Below are 16,777 nucleotides of genomic sequence, written 5' to 3'. Positions count from 1 at the left end.
AATTTTTCCGCCACGCCCCGGCCGGGTTCGCCCGCCGGGGCGTTTTCTTTTCAGCTTCCTCTTGTCGGCCCCATATCGTTCGCTATATCGTACAATATGTTTTCCGATCATACGACATCCCATCCCCCTTATCTGGCCATGGGCGGGCGCGGCGGGTGGCACCATTGGAAGCACGGTGGCGGCTTCGGCGGGGGCGGCGGCTTCTGGGGCGGTGGCGGCATGCCCGGCAGCCGCAAGCTATCCTCCGCTGACCTGGAACTGCTGCTTCTGACGCTGCTGGAGCGCAAGCCGGCCCACGGCTATGAGCTGATCCGCGCCGTGGAGGAGCAGTCCGGCGGTTTCTATACCCCCAGCCCCGGCGTCATTTACCCGGCGCTGACCTTCCTGGCAGAGATCGGCTACGCGGCGGCGGAGCCGGAGGGCAACCGCAAGCTCTACCGCATCACCGACAGCGGCCGTGCCCATCTCGAGGGCCACCGCGGCACGGCGGTCGCCATCCTGGAGGGCCTACGCCGCATCGGCGGCCGCATGGAGCAGGTGCGCGAGGCCTTCGCCGGCGTCACCGACGCGGATCCTGCGGCATCCGAAGACCTGCATCAGGCCCGCCATGCCCTGAAATCAGCCCTTTACGGCAAGCGCGGCTGCGATGCCGCCGAGGCCCGCCGCCTGGCCGCCATCCTGCGGCGCGCCACGGCGGAGATCCTGGCCTCCTCCCCCTCCAATGACGGCGGGCCTACCGTCCCCGCCCCCCAACCCGACAGACCTGACCCAGGTGACCGAATGACCGATACCCCCCGCCACCAGATCGGCCGCATGCGCTTCGACACCCGGCGGCGCACCCTGACCGTGACCGGCGTGGCGCACCTGACGCCCAAGATGCTGCGCGTCGTCCTGACCTCGCCCGAGTTGGCGGACTTCGACAGCCGCGGCGCCGATGACCATATCAAGCTGTTCTTCCCCGGCCCGGATGGGCAGACGCTGATGCGCGACTATACCCCCCGCGCCTTCAGCCAGGCGGACCGCACGCTGACCCTGGACTTCGCCCTGCATGACGCCGGCCCGGCCACAGCCTGGGCCCTGGGCGCCAAGGTGGGCGACACGCTGGAGATCGGCGGCCCGCGCGGCTCCATGATCGTGCCGGACGATTTCGACTGGTACCTGCTGGTCGGGGATGAGACAGGGCTGCCCGCCATCGGCCGCCGGCTGGAGGAGTTGCGCCCGGGCGTGCCTGTCCACACCGTCGTCGCCATCGACAGCGCGGCGGAGGTGCAGGCCATCGAGACCAAGGCGCGCTGGACCGCCCACTGGGTAACCCGCGACAGCCAGGGCGCGGACGACGCGGCCACCCTGCGCCACGCCATCGAGGGCATCCAGCTGCCGCCTGGTGACGGCTATGTCTGGATCGCGGCCGAGGCCGCCGTGGCCAAGGCCTTGCGCGCCTACATGCTGGAGGACCGCAAGCATCCGGCGCAATGGATGCGGGCGTCCGGCTATTGGCTGCGTGGCGAGGCGGGCGCGCACGAGAACCTGTGAGCTTCAGCCGTGGAGGTCGGTGCGCACGGCATGATCGTAATGCGCATCGATCGCCTCTGCCTCCGCCGCGCGTTTGCGGGTCATGGCGGCCAGCATCTGGCCAGGCGGCGGCCTTGAGGCCGGGTCCCATGGGCGGGCCCGGTTCAAGGCCTTGCCGCGGTGGAACGGAACCTCGTCCACCATCACGATGATCGCCGTCTTGGGCGCCTTGCCACCCTCGGCCAGTTCCATGCGCACGGCGGCGTCGTCCGTGGCGCACGGAGCCTTCCCGCGCATCTGCGACATTCAATCAAACCCCGACGCACCTCCTACGCTTGCCGCCAGGCGGACGTAATGGCGGGGAGCGCTGCCCATCACGCGCTTGAAGGCGAAGCTGAACGCGCTTTCGGATTCATACCCGAGCGAGCGGGCGACGGCGCCAATTGGTTCGCCGCGCGAAAGACTGCGGCTGGCGAGCAACATGCGCCAGCGTGTCAGATATTCGATCGGTCCATCGCCCACCAACTGTGCAAATCGCGCCGCGAAACCGGATCGCGACATCCCGACTTCAAAGGCGAGCGTCGCCACGGTCCAACGCCGCTCCGGCTCGCGGTGGATAGCCGCGATCGCTGCGCCGACCTGCCTGTCGGAGAGCGCAAACAGCCAGCCGACGCCGTTGCGCTCGTTGAGGTGGAGGCGGAGCGCCTGAACAAAGATCATGGAGACGAGTTGCTGGAGGATCAGGAAGCTTCCTGGCCTAGACTCGCTCAGCTCCTGTCCCATCTGGTCAATGACCCAGCGAAGCATCTCGCGCTCAGTCTCCGTCCGCAGATGGACGATCGGCGGCAGTATGCCGAGCAGCATCTCCAATTGTGGCCCGGCGAGCTGGAAATGGCCGCCGAGCACGGTAACTCCGTCCCCGTCGTTCAATTTGACAAGCTCGCCGTCGCGGGAGCCAAGGAAATAGCGCTTCCAATCCCCGGATGGCAGCGCCAGGTCGCTTGCAACCCGGAACGGCCTGCCGCGGGGCAATAGGAAACAATCGCCCTGTCCGAGACGCACCGGCTCTCCGGCGCCTTCAACCGCAATCCAGAGAGACCCCGCGGTCACGGCATAGCATTTGACCCCCTCAAAGGGTTCGAAGCGGATCGACCAGTCACCGCCGGCTTGGAAGCCGCCGACGAGGTAGCCTCGCGGCTCCAAAAGCGAAATGACTTGGGATAGCGGATCCACCTTTGGACGATCTCCAACGAACAATAGACGTTATAGCATAGATCGTCTGGCCGCAACGATCCATGATTTTCAAGCGCAGTCGCGAGTCGTTGCGCAAAGTCACCAAGGCGCGTGGGAGACCGGCAATGACATTTCAAATCATGGCGCTTGTCATGGCATTCGGCGGCTGCCTTCTCGGCCTGCGTTTCATCTTCGCCGGCGTTTCCGTGCTCAAGGAGTGGGGGGTCGAGGCGACGGCGGGCTCGATAATTTTGCTCCGCAGGATGGGCGCAATCTATCTGGCCCTCGCCCTCGTGTTCTTCCTCGGTCGAGCCGCAGCCCCGTCGGAACTGCGCTCGGCGGTTTGTCTGATCGCAGGCGGGGCGATCGCGCTGCTCTCGTGCCTGGGACTGTTCGACTTTCTGACCCGACGCGTCAGCGCCGGCATCTTTCGTTCAGTCATCGCGGAGGCGGTGCTCGCGGCGGCCTTCTTCTGGGTGTGGTGGGTTGGGCGATGACTATGTGGAGATCGGCGGCGCTGTTCGAAGGCGGGTTCCTCGTCACCCCAGAGGGCGGCGATCCAGAGAGCGGCGATCCAGAGGGCGGGGTTCCAGAGGGCCGGCGACGGCCATGTCTGGATCGCCGCCGAGGCCACCCGTGGCCCAGGCCCCGCGCGCGTATGTGCTGGAGGAACCCAAGCACCCGGCTATTGGCTGCGTGGCGAGGCCGGCGCGCACGAGGACCTCTGATGAGGGCCCCTCAGAAGCCGGTGACCGCGTTTTCCGCCGGTAACTGCCCGTGGCGTGATTGGGGCGTCTGGCTTGCCGTCCAGGCGCCGCCCGCGTCGGCGGCGGCCGTATCGGCCACCACGCCCAGCAGGGTGAAGGCATCGAAGACGAACGGCAGGCCGTCGGTGGCGGCGATATGCCCACTATCCCCCACCTGGAAATGCAGGTGGGGGGCGTCGGATTGACCGGAGTTGCCCAGCCGGCCCAGCACCTCGCCCTTGTGCACGGCCTGGCCCGGGCGCACGGGGATGCTGCCCGGGATGAGATGGGCATAGAAGGCGTACGCGCCCCCTTTCATACGCAGGGTCACCTGGTTGCCGGCTATGGTGTCCAGCGTGACCTTCTGTGCCGGCGGCCGGCCGGGCACATTATCCGGAAACCCGTCGCGCACACTCTCGACGACGCCATCGGCCACGGCCAGCACCGCCTGGCCATAGCTGGGCCAGGACTCGTTGCGCGCCTGGTCCCCGCCGAACTCCCGCCCATCCCCTGTCAGCCTCATGAAGTCGATGGCATAGCGTTCCGGCACCCGCGCCTGCCCGTCCACCACCATCACGGTGGTCCGGTGTATGGAGGCGGCGGACAGGCCGTTGAAGGCCACCCACCCCGTGCCGGCGACGGGGGCGGAGACGACGACCGGCGGCGCCCGGTCCACTGGGACGGCGACCGCCGTGTTCAGCGTGGACTCGGGCAGGCCGGGCTTGAACGGCGCGATGGTGAGCGCCAGCCGCAGATCCCCTACCTCGGCATCATCGCCAAGATGCACGTCGAACAGGGCGGCAGCGAAGGTATTGCCCTGTATGACCGTCACCGGCGGCTGGCCGTCACCGCCCGCCCGCCCGGGCCGCGACAGCAGATCCGTCAGGGCCGCGCCCTCGAATCGCGCCAGGGCGGCCGGTTGTGCCGCCGTGCCCAGCCGCACGGCCGCCAACGTCATGGGCACGGGGGAGAAATTGCTGATCAGCGCCTCGAACACCAGATGGCGGCCGTCCGTGGCCGGCACCACGCTGGCCGGGCGCAAGATCCGGATGTCCAGGGGGGTGATGGAATGGGTATCAGGCTCCGCCCTGGCGCCGAAGGCGGCGGCCAGAAAACCGCTGGCGACAAGGATCTGGGCGAGACGGCGGCGAAGCATGGCGGCTCCTGACGGGGTGGAACACCCGCAGGATGCCGCACAACGCGTCGCCGTCAACCGCCTGTCGTCAATCGCCCGCGGGCTCAACCCAACCGCTTCAGCATCTCCAGCGCGGCGGCCTTCTCGGCGGCACGCTTGGATGGGCCGCTGGCGGCCTCGCTGCCCTTGCCCTGCACGGCCACGCGCACGGTGAATACGGGCTCATGGTCCAGGCCGGTACGCCCCACCTGCTCATAGACCGGCAGGGGCAGGCCCCGGGCCAGGGCCCATTCCTGCAGGGCGGTCTTGGGTTCCACCGGCGGCTGCTCGGCGGCGTCGATGCGGCCGGCCCAATGCTTGCGGATGAAGGCGCCGGCCACGTCCAGGCCGCCGTCCAGATACAGGGCGCCGATCACCGCCTCGCACGCATCCGCCAGGATGGCGGGCTTGGTACGCCCGCCCGCGTCCGACTCGCCCGGGGCCAGGCGCAGGTAGCGGCCCAGGTCCAGGGTCTCCGCCACCCCCGCCAGGGCTTCGGCCCGCACCAGGGCGGTGTGGCGCTTGGCCAGGCCGCCCTCGTTCTCCTCGGGGAAGCGTTCCAGCAGCCACTGGGCGATCACCAGGCCCAGCACCCGGTCCCCCAGGAACTCCAGCCGCTCATAATGGCCGGTGGCGGCACGGGGGCCGCGCCCGATGCCGGCCACGCTGGGGTGGGTCACCGCCTCCAGCAGGTGGCGGGCCTCGGTGAAGGTGTGTCCCAGGGCCTCGGCCAGGGTGGCGATGTCGGCGCCGCCGGTGTCCAGCGGGCCAGCGGACGTGGCCATGGCGTCAGTGCGCCTTGCTGAAGATCTGGCCGAAGCGGATGGATGTCGGCCACTTCCAGATTTCCCAGAAGTGCACGCCCTCCTCCAGCGAGAAGAACTTGAACTGGGCCTTGCCCACCACGTTCTCCAGCGGGACGTAGCCGACGACGTTCAGGACGCGGCTGTCCTGGCTGTTGTCGCGGTTGTCGCCCATGCAGAAGATGTGGCCCTCGGGCACGGTGTAGACGGGTGTGTTGTCCAGCCCGCCGTCGTCGCCCATGATCTCGATGATGGTGTGCTTCACGCCGTTGGGCAGGGTCTCGATGTAGCGCGGCACGGCGCTCTGGCGGCCGAACGGCGTCTCCATGGTGTAATCCTCGACCCGCTCGCGCTTCACCGGCTCGCCATTGATGTGCAGGATGCCGTCGATCATCTGGATGCGGTCGCCGGGCAGGCCGATGACGCGCTTGATGTAGTCCTGGCTGGTATCCGTGGGCAGGCGGAAGACCACCACGTCCCCCCGCTCCGGCACGCTGCCGAAGATGCGGCCGTGAAACAGCGGCAGCCCCAGCGGCAGCGAGAAGCGGCTGTAGCCGTAGCTGAACTTGGACACGAAGACGTAGTCGCCGATGAGCAGCGTCGGGATCATGGAGCCCGAGGGGATGTTGAACGGCTCGAACGCCACCGTCCGCACGCCCAGCGCGATGATCAGGGCGTAGATGACGGTCCGCACCACATCGCCCCAGCTTTCCGCCTGGGGCTGGGGGGCCGCGCGGCTGACGCGATCATTCTGCTGGCTCATGGAACGAAACAACCTCGTGAGAGTGGGTGGCACCGATCTAGCGGGCCCACCGGGATTTTCAAGCGATACCGTTGGCGGCGCCATCGGCCGGGGCCGGCGTCGCCGTGATGATGACGAAGGCCTCCGCCATGGGCGGCTCATCCGTCAGCGTCAGATGAATCTGCGCCACCATGCCCGGCGGCGTCATCGCCCGCAACCTCTCCAGGGCGCCACCGGTGAGACATAGTGTCGGCTGCCCGCTGGGCAGGTTGACGACGCCCATGTCCTTGTGGAACACGCCCTCGCGGAAACCCGTTCCCAGCGCCTTGGAACAGGCCTCCTTGGCGGCGTAGCGCTTGGCATAGCTGGCGGCGCGGCCGTTGGACTTGGCGCGGCGGTCGGATTTCGCCTGTTCCACGTCGGTGAAGACCCGCTCGACGAAGCGCTGGCCGAACCGCGCCAGGGTCTTCTCGATGCGGGTGATGTCGATCAGGTCGTTGCCGATGCCCAGGATGACGCTGCCAGGCTGAAAAGCGCCGACGGACATTATGGCGTCCCGGTCCCGGCGGGACGGGCCTGGTCCATCAGCGCCCGCATCTGGCGGATGGCGGTCTCCAGCCCGACGAACACCGCCTCGCCCACCAGGAAGTGGCCGATGTTCAGCTCCCGCACCTGCGGGAGCGCTGCGACCGGCACCACATTGTCGAAGCGCAGGCCGTGGCCGGCATGGCACTCCAGGCCGATCTGGCCGGCATGGGCGGCGGCCTCGGTCAGGCGCGCCAATTCGGTCTCAAGCTCGGCGGTGGTCTCGGCATCGGCGTAGCGGCCGGTGTGCAGTTCCACCACCGGGGCGCCGATGCGCTTGGCCGCGTCCAGCTGCGCCCGGTCCGGCGCGATGAACAGCGACACGCGCACGCCGGCGTCGTTCAGGCGACCGACGATGGGGGCCAGGTGGTCATAGCCGCCCGCCACGTCCAGCCCACCCTCGGTCGTCCGCTCCTGCCGGCGCTCCGGCACCAGGCAGGCGGCGTGCGGGCGGTGGCGCAGCGCGATGGCCAGCATCTCCTCCGTCGCCGCCATCTCCAGGTTCAGGGGCAGCGAGATTTCCGACATCAGGCGGTCGATATCGCTGTCGCGGATGTGGCGGCGGTCTTCACGCAGATGGGCGGTGATGCCGTCGGCACCGGCGTCGGCCGCCAGGTGGGCGGCGCGCAGCACGTCGGGGTGGACGCCGCCACGGGCGTTGCGGATGGTGGCCACGTGGTCGATGTTGACGCCCAGGCGCAAGCGCTGGCTCTGGGTTTCAGACGTCATGTCAATCTCCGGCCGGCTTGGGCTCATGGCCCAGAACCGGGTGATGATGGCTGGCGGCGATGCGGTGGTGCTTGTAGCGCGCGATCAGGGGGCGCAGCACCAGGAAAACCAGGGGCCAGGTCAGGGCGGCGGACAGGAAGCCGCCAACGGTCATGGGCGCCACCACCTGCCAGGCGCTGTGGCGCAGTACGCTCCACGACAGCTCCATGGGGCCGTGGCCGGGGTGCATGTGCAGGACGAAGCAGCCCAAACGGTAGGTCGCCAGCCAGATGAAGGGCCAGGTCACCGGGTTGCCGAACAGCGTGCCCAGCAGCGAGGCCGCGATGGAACCGCGCAGCATCCAGGCCAGACCGATGGACAGGGGGAAGTGCACCCCCATGAAGGGCGTCATGGCCATGGCGACACCGCTGGCGAACCCGGCGGAGATGCCATAGGGCGTGCCGGGCACGCGGCCGATGCGGTGCATCCAATAGCGGCCGGCGCGGCGCCAGCCCATACGGGGCCACAAGGTCTGCTTCACAGCTTCGGCGAACGGCCTTTTTTCACGACGGCGGAACATAAGCCTGCTGCCCCTGGGTGAGTCTCTGGGCGATGGGTGTCGGCCCCCCGACAAACTTGCACTGTTCTAGACCTGGGCACGCCGCCACGCCAGCGCCGTATGACCTTCGTCTAGGCCGGTCGTGCCGCACGCCCCGCGGACCGACCGGTTCCTCCCCTATGTCCATCCCTGGCACGGCGTCCCCTAGCACCACGTCTGGGGCCACCGCGTCAGCGGCCCCGCGCCCGGTCAACGGAATTGATGACCGGCGTGGCCCGCAGCGCGGCGATGATATTGGTCAGATGTTTCACGTCATGCACGTCGATATCGATCAACATCTCGAAAAAGTCGGTCGTGCGGTGGGTGATCTTCAGATTGGTGATGTTGCCGCCGTTCTTGCCGATCACCGTGGACACGGTGCCCAGGCTGCCCGGCTCGTTCGCCACCACCACGGTGATGCGGCCCACCTTCTCGTCCGCACCATCGGCCTCGTTGTCCCAGGAGACGTCGATCCACCGTTCCGGGCTGTCGTGGAAGCTTTCCAGCGTCTCGCAGTCGATGGTGTGGATGGTGACGCCCTTGCCGGTGGTGACGATGCCGACGATGCGATCACCCGGCAGGGGGTGGCAGCAGCGGGCGTAGTGCACGGCCATGCCCGGGATCAGGCCCTTGATGGGTAGCGGGCTGTCCTTGCCCTTGGGCCTGCTGGTCTTGCCGCGGGTCAGCTGAACGATCTTCTCGTCCGGCGTGACCTGCTGCACCACCTTGTGCCCTGGGAAGACGGCGTTGAAAACGTCGCGGGCGCCGGCCAGGCCGGCACCGATGGCGGCGATCAGGTCATCGGCGGACTGGTACTGGAAGATCTTGAGGACGCCTTCCAGCGCCTTGTCGGAATAGTCGTAGCCTTCCTGCCGGAAGATCTTCTGCACCATGGCCCGGCCCAGCTCGATATGCTGAGCGCGCTGCTGGGTGCGGATGTAGCGGCGGATGCGGGCGCGGGCCTTGCCCGTGACGACGAAGTTTTCCCAGTCCGGCGACGGCGTTTGCGCCTTGCTGGTGACGACCTCGACCTGATCGCCGTTCTGCAACTGGCTGCGCAGCGGCTGGATGCGGCCGTTGATCTTGGCGCCAACGCAGGTGTCACCGATCTGGCTGTGCACGGCATAGGCGAAGTCCACCGGCGTGGCGCCGCGCGGCAGGGCGATCAGGTCGCCCTTGGGCGTGAAGCAGAACACCTGGTCCTGGAACAGTTCCAGCTTGGTGTGCTCCAGGAACTCTTCCGGCCGGACCGCATGCTCCAGGATGTCCAGCAGCTCGCGCAGCCAGCGGTATTGCCGCCCCTCGGTCTTGGGCTGGCTGCTGCCATCCGACTTGTAGGCCCAGTGGGCGGCGACACCCAGCTCGGAAACCTCGTGCATCTCGGTGGTGCGGATCTGCACCTCGATGCGCTGGCGCTCCGGGCCGATGACGGTGGTGTGCAGCGAGCGGTAACCGTTGGGCTTGGGCGTGGAGACGTAGTCCTTGAAGCGCCCCGGCACCACCGGGTAGCGGGCGTGGATGACGCCCAGCGCCTGGTAGCACTGCTCGATGGATTCGACGGTGATGCGGAAGGCCATGACGTCGGACAGCTGCTCGAACGTCACGTTCTTGCGCTGCATCTTGCGCCAGATGGAATAGGGCGCCTTGCGCCGGCCCGACACAGTGGCCTGGGGCAGGCCGTTCTCGTGCAGGGTGTCCACCAGTTCGGTGATGATGCGATCGACGCGGCCCGCACCCTGCTCTTCCAAATCCTGCAGGCGCTTGGTGATGCTGTCGTAGGCGTCCGGGTTCAGTTCCTTGAACGACAGCTCTTCCAGCTGGTCCTTCCAGCGCTGGATGCCGATGCGCTCGGCCAGGGGCGCGTAGATCTCCAGCGTCTCGCGGGCGATGCGCTTGCGCTTCTCCGGCTTGGACAGGTAGTGCAGCGTCTGCATGTTGTGCAGGCGGTCGGCCAGCTTCACCAGCAGGACGCGGATGTCTTCCGACATCGCCAGCACCAGCTTGCGGAAGTTCTCCGCCTGCTTGGACTGGTCGCTTTCCAGGTTCTGCAGCTCGATGCGCGACAGCTTGGTCACGCCATCCACCAGGCGCGCGATCTCCGGCCCGAACAGGCGCTGCACCTCGTCCAAGGTGGTCAGCGTGTCCTCGACCGTGTCGTGCAGCAATGCCGTGATGATTGAGGCGCCGTCCAGCTTCAGCTGGGTCAGCAGCCCCGCAACCTCCAGCGGGTGGGAAAAATAGGGGTCGCCCGACGCGCGCTTCTGCGACCCGTGCGCCTTCATGGAGAAGACGTAGGCGCGATTGAGCTTGTCCTCGTCCGCGTTGGGATCGTAGGAGCGGACCCGCTCAACCAGTTCATACTGGCGCATCATGGATGCCCTGCCCGGCCCCAGGCCTGGTGCGCACGGCGGGCCGCGGCGGGCGCGGCACGGCCGTTCAGGGCGCTATCCATGAAAAAATAGCCAAGGGGGACGGGTCGCTTACCCACGGCCTGCCCCACCACCGGCTCAGAGGCCCTCGTCGTCGCCGAGGTCGTCACCCTGCGCCGCATCCTCGGCGGCATCCTCAGCCCCCAGGTCGTCATCCTCGCCGGCGGCGCCCTGCACGGCCCAGGCTTGCTCACCGGCCATCAGCTCGATGATCTCTTCCTCGGGCTCGTCCTGCTCCTGGACGCGCTGATGCCCCTTGATCAGGGAGTTCTTCAGGCTGTCCAGCACCACCGTCTCGTCCGCGATCTCGCGCAGGGCGACGACTGGGTTCTTGTCGTTGTCGCGATCGACCGACAGCGGCGCGCCAGCCGCCACGTCCCGCGCCCGCTGGGCCGCCATCATCACCAGCTCGAACCGGTTCGGAACCTTCAGGACGCAATCTTCAACGGTAACGCGGGCCATACCTTGCTCACTCCAACAACGAAACGGGTGCCGGGAATAGGGGCACCGAACACCATCCCGTAGTTATAAGGACCTGTTTTCACGGTTGCAAGGAAGGCGACGCCCGATCCGCCGCATTCCTGCGTTTCGGTGGTGAGGAATGGCCGGGGAAAGGGCTTGCCCCCCGCCCTCCACCTAGTCGTCGATGCGCTCCGTCACCTGGCCCGGCGGCAGGCACGCCACCAGGCTTGCCACGTCCATCCCCGTCACCGGGTGCCGCCACCCGGGCGCCAGGTCGCGCAGCGGCAACAGCACGAAGGCGCGCTGGTGCAGGCGGGGATGGGGCAGCACCGGCGCCGCCGCCCGAACGTGGTCGTGGTAGGCCAGCAGATCCAGGTCCAGCCCCCGCGCCTCGTTCACCAGCCGCCGCACCCGGCCGAACGCGGCCTCCACCCGGTGCAGGACGGCCAGCAGCGCGGGGGCGTCCAGGCCTGTTTCCACCCGCACCACGCCATTGACGTACCAGGGCTGATCGGACATGGGCACCGGGGCGCTGCGGTACCATGGCGACACCGCCCCCACCGTCACCCCTTCGCCAGCCAGCGCACGCACCGCCGCGGCCACGACATCGCGTGGGCCGCCGACGCCGGGAACCGACAGGTTAGATCCCACGCCCACCAGAATCATTCACCGTCCCTCTACCACACCCCTACGCCCCCCCTGCGCCACGCCCCTCAGGGTGCGTATCGCGCGGGGGGACGCCGGCATTACCCTTAAGGCCTAAATACCGTGCCCGCCCTTGGGCGCGACATCCCCAAAAGGCAGATGTGGCTTTAAATACACCGGCTGCGACCATATCTCGCTTGAACGCGTTAACCCATTCACTTTATGTAGGCGCTTGTCAGCGCGCCATAAAGACGGCACGCTACCGATAATTGTATCCGCCGCATTACTCTCCCAAATAATATTCAAAGGAATATAAAATGTTGCATTATCCGGAGGAACGCCTCGCCCTCTTCATCGATGGCGCCAATCTATTCGCTGCTGCACGCGCATTAAATTTTGATATCGACTATAAGCGTTTGTTGAATTTTTGTGGGAAACGCGGGCGGCTGATTCGCGCTTTCTATTATACCGCGCTGGTTGAAGACCAGGAATATTCGCCGATTCGCCCGCTGGTCGACTGGCTGGACTATAATGGTTATACCATGGTCACGAAGCCAACCAAGGAATACACCGACGCATCCGGTCGCCGGAAGATCAAGGGCAACATGGACATCGAGCTGGCCATCGATGTCATGGAAATGGCGCAGCATTTAGACCACATCATGCTGTTTTCCGGCGACGGCGACTTTCGCCGCCTGGTGGAGGCGGTGCAGCGCAAGGGCGTGCGCGTCTCGGTTATCAGCACCGTGCGCTCCACCCCACCCATGATCGCCGACGAGTTGCGCCGCCAGGCCGACAATTTCATCGAGCTGATGGATCTGGCGCCCGACATCGCCCGCGCCCACGCCCCACGGCCGCCGGTGGAGCACGCGCAGCTTATCGACACCACGCCGATGGAATGATATCCGGCGCCTACACGACACGTAACGGGCGCCCATATCCCATGACCCAGAACCTGACACCGCCGGGGCATGATTGCCCCTTATGCCCCCGGTTGGTGGATTATCGCCTGCGCAACCGCGCGGCCTTTCCTGACAAATTCAACGGGCCGGTGCCATCCTTCGGCGGCCTGGACGCCCGCTTGCTGGTGGTGGGTCTGGCCCCCGGCCTGCGCGGCGCCAACTTCAGCGGCCGCCCCTTCACGGGCGACTATGCCGGCGACCTGCTGTACGCCACCCTGCTGAAGTTCGGCTTCGCCACGGGCCAGTATCTGGAGCGGCCGGATGACGGCCTGACCCTGATCGACGCGCGCATCACCAACGCCGTCCGCTGCGTGCCGCCCGAGAACAAGCCCACGCCGGAAGAATCGCACACCTGCCGCCCCTTCCTGGTGGCGGAACTGGAGGCGATGACCAGGCTCAAGGCCGTGGTGGCCCTGGGCTCCGTCTCCCACACCAGCGTCATCCGCACCTTCGGCCTGCGCCAGGCGGCCCACCCCTTCGGCCACGGCGCCCGGCACGACCTGGGCGGCGGGGTGACGCTGTTCGACAGCTATCACTGCTCCCGCTACAACACCAACACCGGCCGCCTGACCGACACCATGTTCGAGGACGTGTTCAAGGCGGTGCGCCAATACCTGGGCGCCTAAGCCCCCCAGTGCAAAAGGCCGGAGCAACGCCCCGGCCTTCCCCATTTCAAACCCTTCCCGCTTTCCAAACAATGAATGCTTCAGCCCTTGGCCCGCATCAGGCGCGCCTTGTCGCGCTGCCAGTCGCGTTCCTTCTCCGCCTCGCGCTTGTCGCCCTTCTTCTTGCCCTTGGCCACGCCGATCTCGACCTTGGCATAGCCGCGGTCGTTGAAATAGATCGACAGCGGAATCAGGGTGACGCCGTCGCGGCGGATGGAGGCGAACAGCTTGTCCATCTCACGACGGCGGACCAGCAGCTTGCGCGCCCGTTTGGGCTCATGCTGGAAGAAGCGGCCGGCCAGCTGGTACTCCGGGAAATGGGCGTTGATCAGGTACAGCTCCCCATCCCGCTCGCCGGCGTAGGACTCGGCGATGCTGACCCGGCCGGCGCGCAGCGACTTGACCTCCGTCCCGGTCAGCATGATGCCCGCCTCGATCGTTTCGGTAATGAAAAAATCGAAGCGGGCGCGCCGATTTTGCGCGGCGTATTTATGTTCGTCGGCACGTGCCATGGCGGCTATCCGGCCCCTTCCCTCAGCTCAGCAGGCCGGCGTGGACCAGGGCCGCGCGCACCAGCTCCTGAGTCGCCGGCGTGGTTTCGACCAGCGGCAGGCGCAGTTCCGGACGGCACAGGCCCAGCAGGCTGGCGGCGTACTTCACCGGCGCCGGGCTGGTCTCCACGAACATGGCGTGGTGCAGCGGCATCAGCAGGTCGCGGATGCGGGCCATTTCCGCCAAGTCGCCGCGCACCCAGGCGTTCTGCATCTCGGCGCATAGGCGCGGCGCCACGTTGGCCGTGACGGAGATGCAGCCGACGCCGCCCTGCGCCAGAAAGGCCGTGGCGGTGGCGTCCTCACCCGACAGCTGGATGAAGTCGGCGCCCAACTCGACCCGTGTGCGCAACGGCCGCACCAAATCAGCGGTGGCGTCCTTCACGCCAACGATGTTAGGCAACGCCGCGAGGCGGGCCATGGTGGCGATCGACATGTCGATCACGCTGCGGCCGGGAATGTTATAAATGATGATGGGCAGGTCGGCCGCATCATGGATGGCTTTGAAATGCTGGTAGAGACCTTCTTGCGTCGGCTTGTTGTAGTAAGGCGTCACCACCAGGGCGGCGTCGGCGCCCACGGCCTTGGCGTGCCTGGTCAGGCTGATGGCCTCGGCGGTGGAGTTGCTGCCGGTGCCGGCGACCACGGGGACGCGGCGGTCCGCCACCTCGACACACAACTCGACCAGGCGGCGGTGCTCCTCATGGCTCAGCGTTGGCGACTCGCCGGTGGTGCCGCAGGGGACCAGGCCGTGCGTGCCCTCTTTCACTTGCCAGTCCACCAGGGCCTGGAAAGCGCGCTCGTCCACTTTACCGTCGGCGAACGGCGTGATCAGGGCGACGAGGGAACCGGCGAGGGCGGGCGTGGCGGTGGTCATCTCTGCAATCTCCGTGGGCATTCGACCCGAAAGGCGCGAACCTTAGCGGCCCGGCACCTGGGTGACAAGCGACGAGAAAAGGCCCCCTGGCCCCCGTTCCGGCGGGGGCTGGCGGCCTTGATCCTGCCGCTTTCCCTGCTGTGCGCACCGATGGCGGCCATGGCCCAGTCCTCCAGCGATATCAACACCTACCGCGCCGCCTTCAAGGCGGCCGACAGGGGCAAGTGGGCCGACGCCCACAAGCTGGCCGAGCGCGGGCATGACCCGCTGGCCGACAAGGTCCTGACCTGGATGGATCTCGTCCGCGCCGACACCGACGCCAGCTTCCAGGATCTGACGGACTTCATCGACAAGAACCCCGACTGGCCCGGCCTGGCGGCCCTGCGCCGCAACGCCGAAATCCGCATGCCCAATTTCGGCGACACGCCGACGCGCGACTGGTTCGACAAGCACCCGCCCCTGACCACCACCGGCTTCACCCGCTACGCCGACAGCCTGCTGAACCTGGGCGACAGCGAGAGGGCCATCGCCCTGATCCGCGAGCGCTACATCAAGGGCAACTTCGGCGTGGTGGACGAGCGGACGTTCCGCACCAAGTACGTGGCCATCTTGCGCCCCGCCGACCATTGGGCCCGCCTGGACCGCCTGCTGTGGGAGAACGACGAGGAAGACGCGCGGCGCATGCTGCCCATCGTCGATCCGGGCCACCAGGCCGTGGCCCTGGCCCGCCTGGCCATGGCCGACCTGGACCCGGGTGTGGAGCGCCTGCTGCAGCAGGTGCCCGCCCCGCTGATGAGCGAGCCCGGCATCACCTATGAGCGGCTGCGCTGGCGCCGGCGCAAGGAGATGGACGCAAGCGCGCTGGAGATTGTGGAAAATCTGCCCAAGGACGCCGGGAAAGACCTAAGCCATCCCGAGGCCTGGTGGACGGAACGCCACATCCTGGCGCGCCACCTGATGGACCAGGGGCAGATGCAGCGCGCCTATCGCCTGGCGGCCAACCATGGCGTGACCGACGGCCTGGGCTTCATCCAGGCGGAGTTCCTGGCCGGCTGGCTGTCGCTGCAGTTCCTGAACAAGCCGGAACAGGCGCTGGAGCATTTCACCCGCCTGTATGAGGGCGTGTCTTCGCCCGTCGGGCAGTCGCGCGGGGCCTATTGGGCCGGCCGCGCCTGCGAGAAGCTGGGCAACCCGGAACGCGCCCGCCAGTGGTATGAGCTGGGCGCCCGCTACGGCAGCACCTTCTACGGCATGATGGCGCAGGAAAAGCTGGGCCAGGCGGAAGCCATCCCCATCGCCCCCACGCCCTCGGCCGACGCCCGCGCCAAGTTCGAAAAGAACGAGTTGGCGCGCGCCGCGCGCCTGCTGGACAAGGTTCTTAGCGAGGACGACGACCGCGTCGACCTGTTCCTGCGCAAGCTGTCGCAGGATGCCAAGACGCCGGACGACTTCGTGCTGGTGGCCAAGGCGGCGCTGGAAATGCACCGCCGCGACCTTGGCGTGGGCATCAGCCGGCTGTCGCTGAACAAGGGCATCGTGCTGGCCGACGCGGGCTATCCCATCATCTCCAGCCACCTGCCGGCCCAGCCGGAGCCGGCACTGGTCCACGCCCTCATCCGTCAGGAAAGCAGCTTCAAGGTGGACGCGGCCAGCGGCGCCGGCGCCTTGGGCCTGATGCAGCTGATGCCGCCCACGGCGCAGCAGCTGGCCAGGCGCGAGGGCATGAAATACACGGTCGCCAAGCTGACCCACGATCCTGACTTCAACATCCGCGTGGGCAGCGTGTTCCTGCAGGATCTGCTGGACCGCTTCGGCGGCTCCTACATCCTGGCCATCGCCGCGTACAACGCCGGCCCCGGCCGGGTGGCCAACTGGCTGCGCGACTATGGCGACCCGCGCATCGAGGCGGTGGATCCGGTGGACTGGATCGAGACCCTGCCCTTCTACGAGACGCGCAACTATGTCCAGCGCGTGCTGGAGAACCTGCACGTCTACCGCATCCGCATGGGCGGGCGCCAAATGCCCATGACCACCGATTTGAAGCGGGGCACGGCCGGTTGATGTCCAATCGGCAACACTATTTTG

The 16,777-nt window shown here is 67.3% G+C and carries 18 protein-coding genes; 5 read left to right on the top strand and 13 right to left on the bottom strand.

The window, feature by feature from the left end; all coding sequences use genetic code 11:
* Window positions 1-96 precede the first annotated feature (96 nt).
* The gene (locus FBZ89_RS31485; RefSeq protein ID WP_246172106.1) at window positions 97-1,533 is read left to right on the top strand and encodes an SIP domain-containing protein; all 1,437 of its coding nucleotides are present in this window, start codon (window positions 97-99) and stop codon (window positions 1,531-1,533) included.
* A 3-nt stretch (window positions 1,534-1,536) separates the two neighbouring features.
* Here FBZ89_RS31485 and FBZ89_RS09290 read toward each other — a convergent pair whose 3' ends face one another.
* Window positions 1,537-1,809: a hypothetical protein gene (locus tag FBZ89_RS09290; RefSeq protein WP_145749711.1), complete on the bottom strand. Its 273-nt coding sequence runs from the start codon at window positions 1,807-1,809 to the stop codon at window positions 1,537-1,539.
* Window positions 1,810-1,818: 9 nt separating this feature from the next.
* Window positions 1,819-2,745 carry an AraC family transcriptional regulator gene (locus tag FBZ89_RS09285; protein WP_145749710.1) on the bottom strand — a complete coding sequence of 309 codons (927 nt, stop codon included), beginning with the start codon at window positions 2,743-2,745 and terminating at the stop codon, window positions 1,819-1,821.
* 125 nt (window positions 2,746-2,870) lie between these two features.
* Here FBZ89_RS09285 and FBZ89_RS09280 point away from each other — a divergent pair, with 125 nt between their 5' ends.
* Window positions 2,871-3,242, top strand: coding sequence for a hypothetical protein (locus FBZ89_RS09280; protein ID WP_145749709.1), 372 nt, complete (start codon window positions 2,871-2,873; stop codon window positions 3,240-3,242).
* A 241-nt stretch (window positions 3,243-3,483) separates the two neighbouring features.
* Here FBZ89_RS09280 and FBZ89_RS09275 read toward each other — a convergent pair whose 3' ends face one another.
* From FBZ89_RS09275 to folK, 9 genes are all read right to left on the bottom strand, one after another.
* Complete coding sequence (locus FBZ89_RS09275) at window positions 3,484-4,647, bottom strand: M23 family metallopeptidase (protein ID WP_145749708.1); 1,164 nt, start codon at window positions 4,645-4,647, stop codon at window positions 3,484-3,486.
* Window positions 4,648-4,730: 83 nt separating this feature from the next.
* On the bottom strand, window positions 4,731-5,450 hold the full coding sequence (gene rnc, locus FBZ89_RS09270) for a ribonuclease III (protein ID WP_145749707.1): 720 nt from the start codon (window positions 5,448-5,450) through the stop codon (window positions 4,731-4,733).
* A 4-nt stretch (window positions 5,451-5,454) separates the two neighbouring features.
* Entirely contained in the window at window positions 5,455-6,231 is a 777-nt protein-coding gene (lepB, locus tag FBZ89_RS09265) for a signal peptidase I (RefSeq protein ID WP_145749706.1), read from the bottom strand.
* Window positions 6,232-6,289: 58 nt separating this feature from the next.
* On the bottom strand, window positions 6,290-6,757 hold the full coding sequence (gene acpS, locus FBZ89_RS09260; RefSeq protein WP_145749705.1) for a holo-ACP synthase: 468 nt from the start codon (window positions 6,755-6,757) through the stop codon (window positions 6,290-6,292).
* Window positions 6,757-7,524: a pyridoxine 5'-phosphate synthase gene (locus tag FBZ89_RS09255; RefSeq protein WP_145749704.1), complete on the bottom strand. Its 768-nt coding sequence runs from the start codon at window positions 7,522-7,524 to the stop codon at window positions 6,757-6,759. The genes acpS and FBZ89_RS09255 overlap by 1 nt, the downstream gene beginning before the upstream one ends.
* Before the next feature lies 1 nt (window position 7,525).
* On the bottom strand, window positions 7,526-8,032 hold the full coding sequence (locus FBZ89_RS09250; RefSeq protein ID WP_186457268.1) for a DUF2062 domain-containing protein: 507 nt from the start codon (window positions 8,030-8,032) through the stop codon (window positions 7,526-7,528).
* Between the two features lie 260 nt (window positions 8,033-8,292).
* Entirely contained in the window at window positions 8,293-10,473 is a 2,181-nt protein-coding gene (locus FBZ89_RS09245) for a RelA/SpoT family protein (protein ID WP_145749702.1), read from the bottom strand.
* Window positions 10,474-10,608: 135 nt separating this feature from the next.
* Window positions 10,609-10,992, bottom strand: a complete 384-nt coding sequence (gene rpoZ, locus FBZ89_RS09240) for a DNA-directed RNA polymerase subunit omega (RefSeq protein ID WP_040845566.1) — start codon at window positions 10,990-10,992, stop codon at window positions 10,609-10,611.
* A gap of 174 nt (window positions 10,993-11,166) precedes the next feature.
* Window positions 11,167-11,658 carry a 2-amino-4-hydroxy-6-hydroxymethyldihydropteridine diphosphokinase gene (gene folK, locus FBZ89_RS09235; protein WP_186457267.1) on the bottom strand — a complete coding sequence of 164 codons (492 nt, stop codon included), beginning with the start codon at window positions 11,656-11,658 and terminating at the stop codon, window positions 11,167-11,169.
* Between the two features lie 296 nt (window positions 11,659-11,954).
* Between folK and FBZ89_RS09230 the strand changes: the two genes are divergently transcribed.
* Window positions 11,955-12,539 (top strand): LabA-like NYN domain-containing protein, encoded by a 585-nt coding sequence (locus tag FBZ89_RS09230; protein WP_050898188.1) that lies wholly within the window; start codon window positions 11,955-11,957, stop codon window positions 12,537-12,539.
* 41 nt (window positions 12,540-12,580) lie between these two features.
* Window positions 12,581-13,225: a uracil-DNA glycosylase gene (locus FBZ89_RS09225; RefSeq protein WP_145749701.1), complete on the top strand. Its 645-nt coding sequence runs from the start codon at window positions 12,581-12,583 to the stop codon at window positions 13,223-13,225.
* Window positions 13,226-13,305: 80 nt separating this feature from the next.
* Here the strand turns inward: FBZ89_RS09225 and smpB are convergent, their stop codons facing one another.
* Window positions 13,306-13,776 carry an SsrA-binding protein SmpB gene (smpB, locus tag FBZ89_RS09220; RefSeq protein WP_004272619.1) on the bottom strand — a complete coding sequence of 157 codons (471 nt, stop codon included), beginning with the start codon at window positions 13,774-13,776 and terminating at the stop codon, window positions 13,306-13,308.
* Between the two features lie 22 nt (window positions 13,777-13,798).
* Entirely contained in the window at window positions 13,799-14,692 is an 894-nt protein-coding gene (dapA, locus tag FBZ89_RS09215; protein WP_145749700.1) for a 4-hydroxy-tetrahydrodipicolinate synthase, read from the bottom strand.
* 117 nt (window positions 14,693-14,809) lie between these two features.
* On the opposite strand from dapA, the gene FBZ89_RS09210 reads away from it, so the two are divergent.
* On the top strand, window positions 14,810-16,753 hold the full coding sequence (locus FBZ89_RS09210; RefSeq protein WP_246172105.1) for a lytic transglycosylase domain-containing protein: 1,944 nt from the start codon (window positions 14,810-14,812) through the stop codon (window positions 16,751-16,753).
* Window positions 16,754-16,777 lie beyond the last annotated feature (24 nt).

The organism is Nitrospirillum amazonense, from assembly GCF_007828045.1.
GTDB lineage: Bacteria > Pseudomonadota > Alphaproteobacteria > Azospirillales > Azospirillaceae > Nitrospirillum > Nitrospirillum amazonense_C.
This window is presented reverse-complemented; position numbering and strand designations above follow the sequence as displayed.

Bases quoted from the DNA above. Each gene is read 5' to 3' on its own strand.
- FBZ89_RS09280 (WP_145749709.1), top strand. From the start codon at position 2,871: ATGACATTTCAAATCATGGCGCTTGTCATGGCATTCGGCGGCTGCCTT.
- smpB (WP_004272619.1), bottom strand. From the start codon at position 13,776: ATGGCACGTGCCGACGAACATAAATACGCCGCGCAAAATCGGCGCGCC.
- FBZ89_RS09245 (WP_145749702.1), bottom strand. From the start codon at position 10,473: ATGATGCGCCAGTATGAACTGGTTGAGCGGGTCCGCTCCTACGATCCC.
- dapA (WP_145749700.1), bottom strand. From the start codon at position 14,692: ATGACCACCGCCACGCCCGCCCTCGCCGGTTCCCTCGTCGCCCTGATC.
- folK (WP_186457267.1), bottom strand. From the start codon at position 11,658: ATGATTCTGGTGGGCGTGGGATCTAACCTGTCGGTTCCCGGCGTCGGC.
- acpS (WP_145749705.1), bottom strand. From the start codon at position 6,757: ATGTCCGTCGGCGCTTTTCAGCCTGGCAGCGTCATCCTGGGCATCGGC.
- FBZ89_RS31485 (WP_246172106.1), top strand. From the start codon at position 97: ATGTTTTCCGATCATACGACATCCCATCCCCCTTATCTGGCCATGGGC.
- FBZ89_RS09290 (WP_145749711.1), bottom strand. From the start codon at position 1,809: ATGCGCGGGAAGGCTCCGTGCGCCACGGACGACGCCGCCGTGCGCATG.
- FBZ89_RS09230 (WP_050898188.1), top strand. From the start codon at position 11,955: ATGTTGCATTATCCGGAGGAACGCCTCGCCCTCTTCATCGATGGCGCC.
- rnc (WP_145749707.1), bottom strand. From the start codon at position 5,450: ATGGCCACGTCCGCTGGCCCGCTGGACACCGGCGGCGCCGACATCGCC.
- FBZ89_RS09275 (WP_145749708.1), bottom strand. From the start codon at position 4,647: ATGCTTCGCCGCCGTCTCGCCCAGATCCTTGTCGCCAGCGGTTTTCTG.
- FBZ89_RS09225 (WP_145749701.1), top strand. From the start codon at position 12,581: ATGACCCAGAACCTGACACCGCCGGGGCATGATTGCCCCTTATGCCCC.
- lepB (WP_145749706.1), bottom strand. From the start codon at position 6,231: ATGAGCCAGCAGAATGATCGCGTCAGCCGCGCGGCCCCCCAGCCCCAG.
- rpoZ (WP_040845566.1), bottom strand. From the start codon at position 10,992: ATGGCCCGCGTTACCGTTGAAGATTGCGTCCTGAAGGTTCCGAACCGG.
- FBZ89_RS09255 (WP_145749704.1), bottom strand. From the start codon at position 7,524: ATGACGTCTGAAACCCAGAGCCAGCGCTTGCGCCTGGGCGTCAACATC.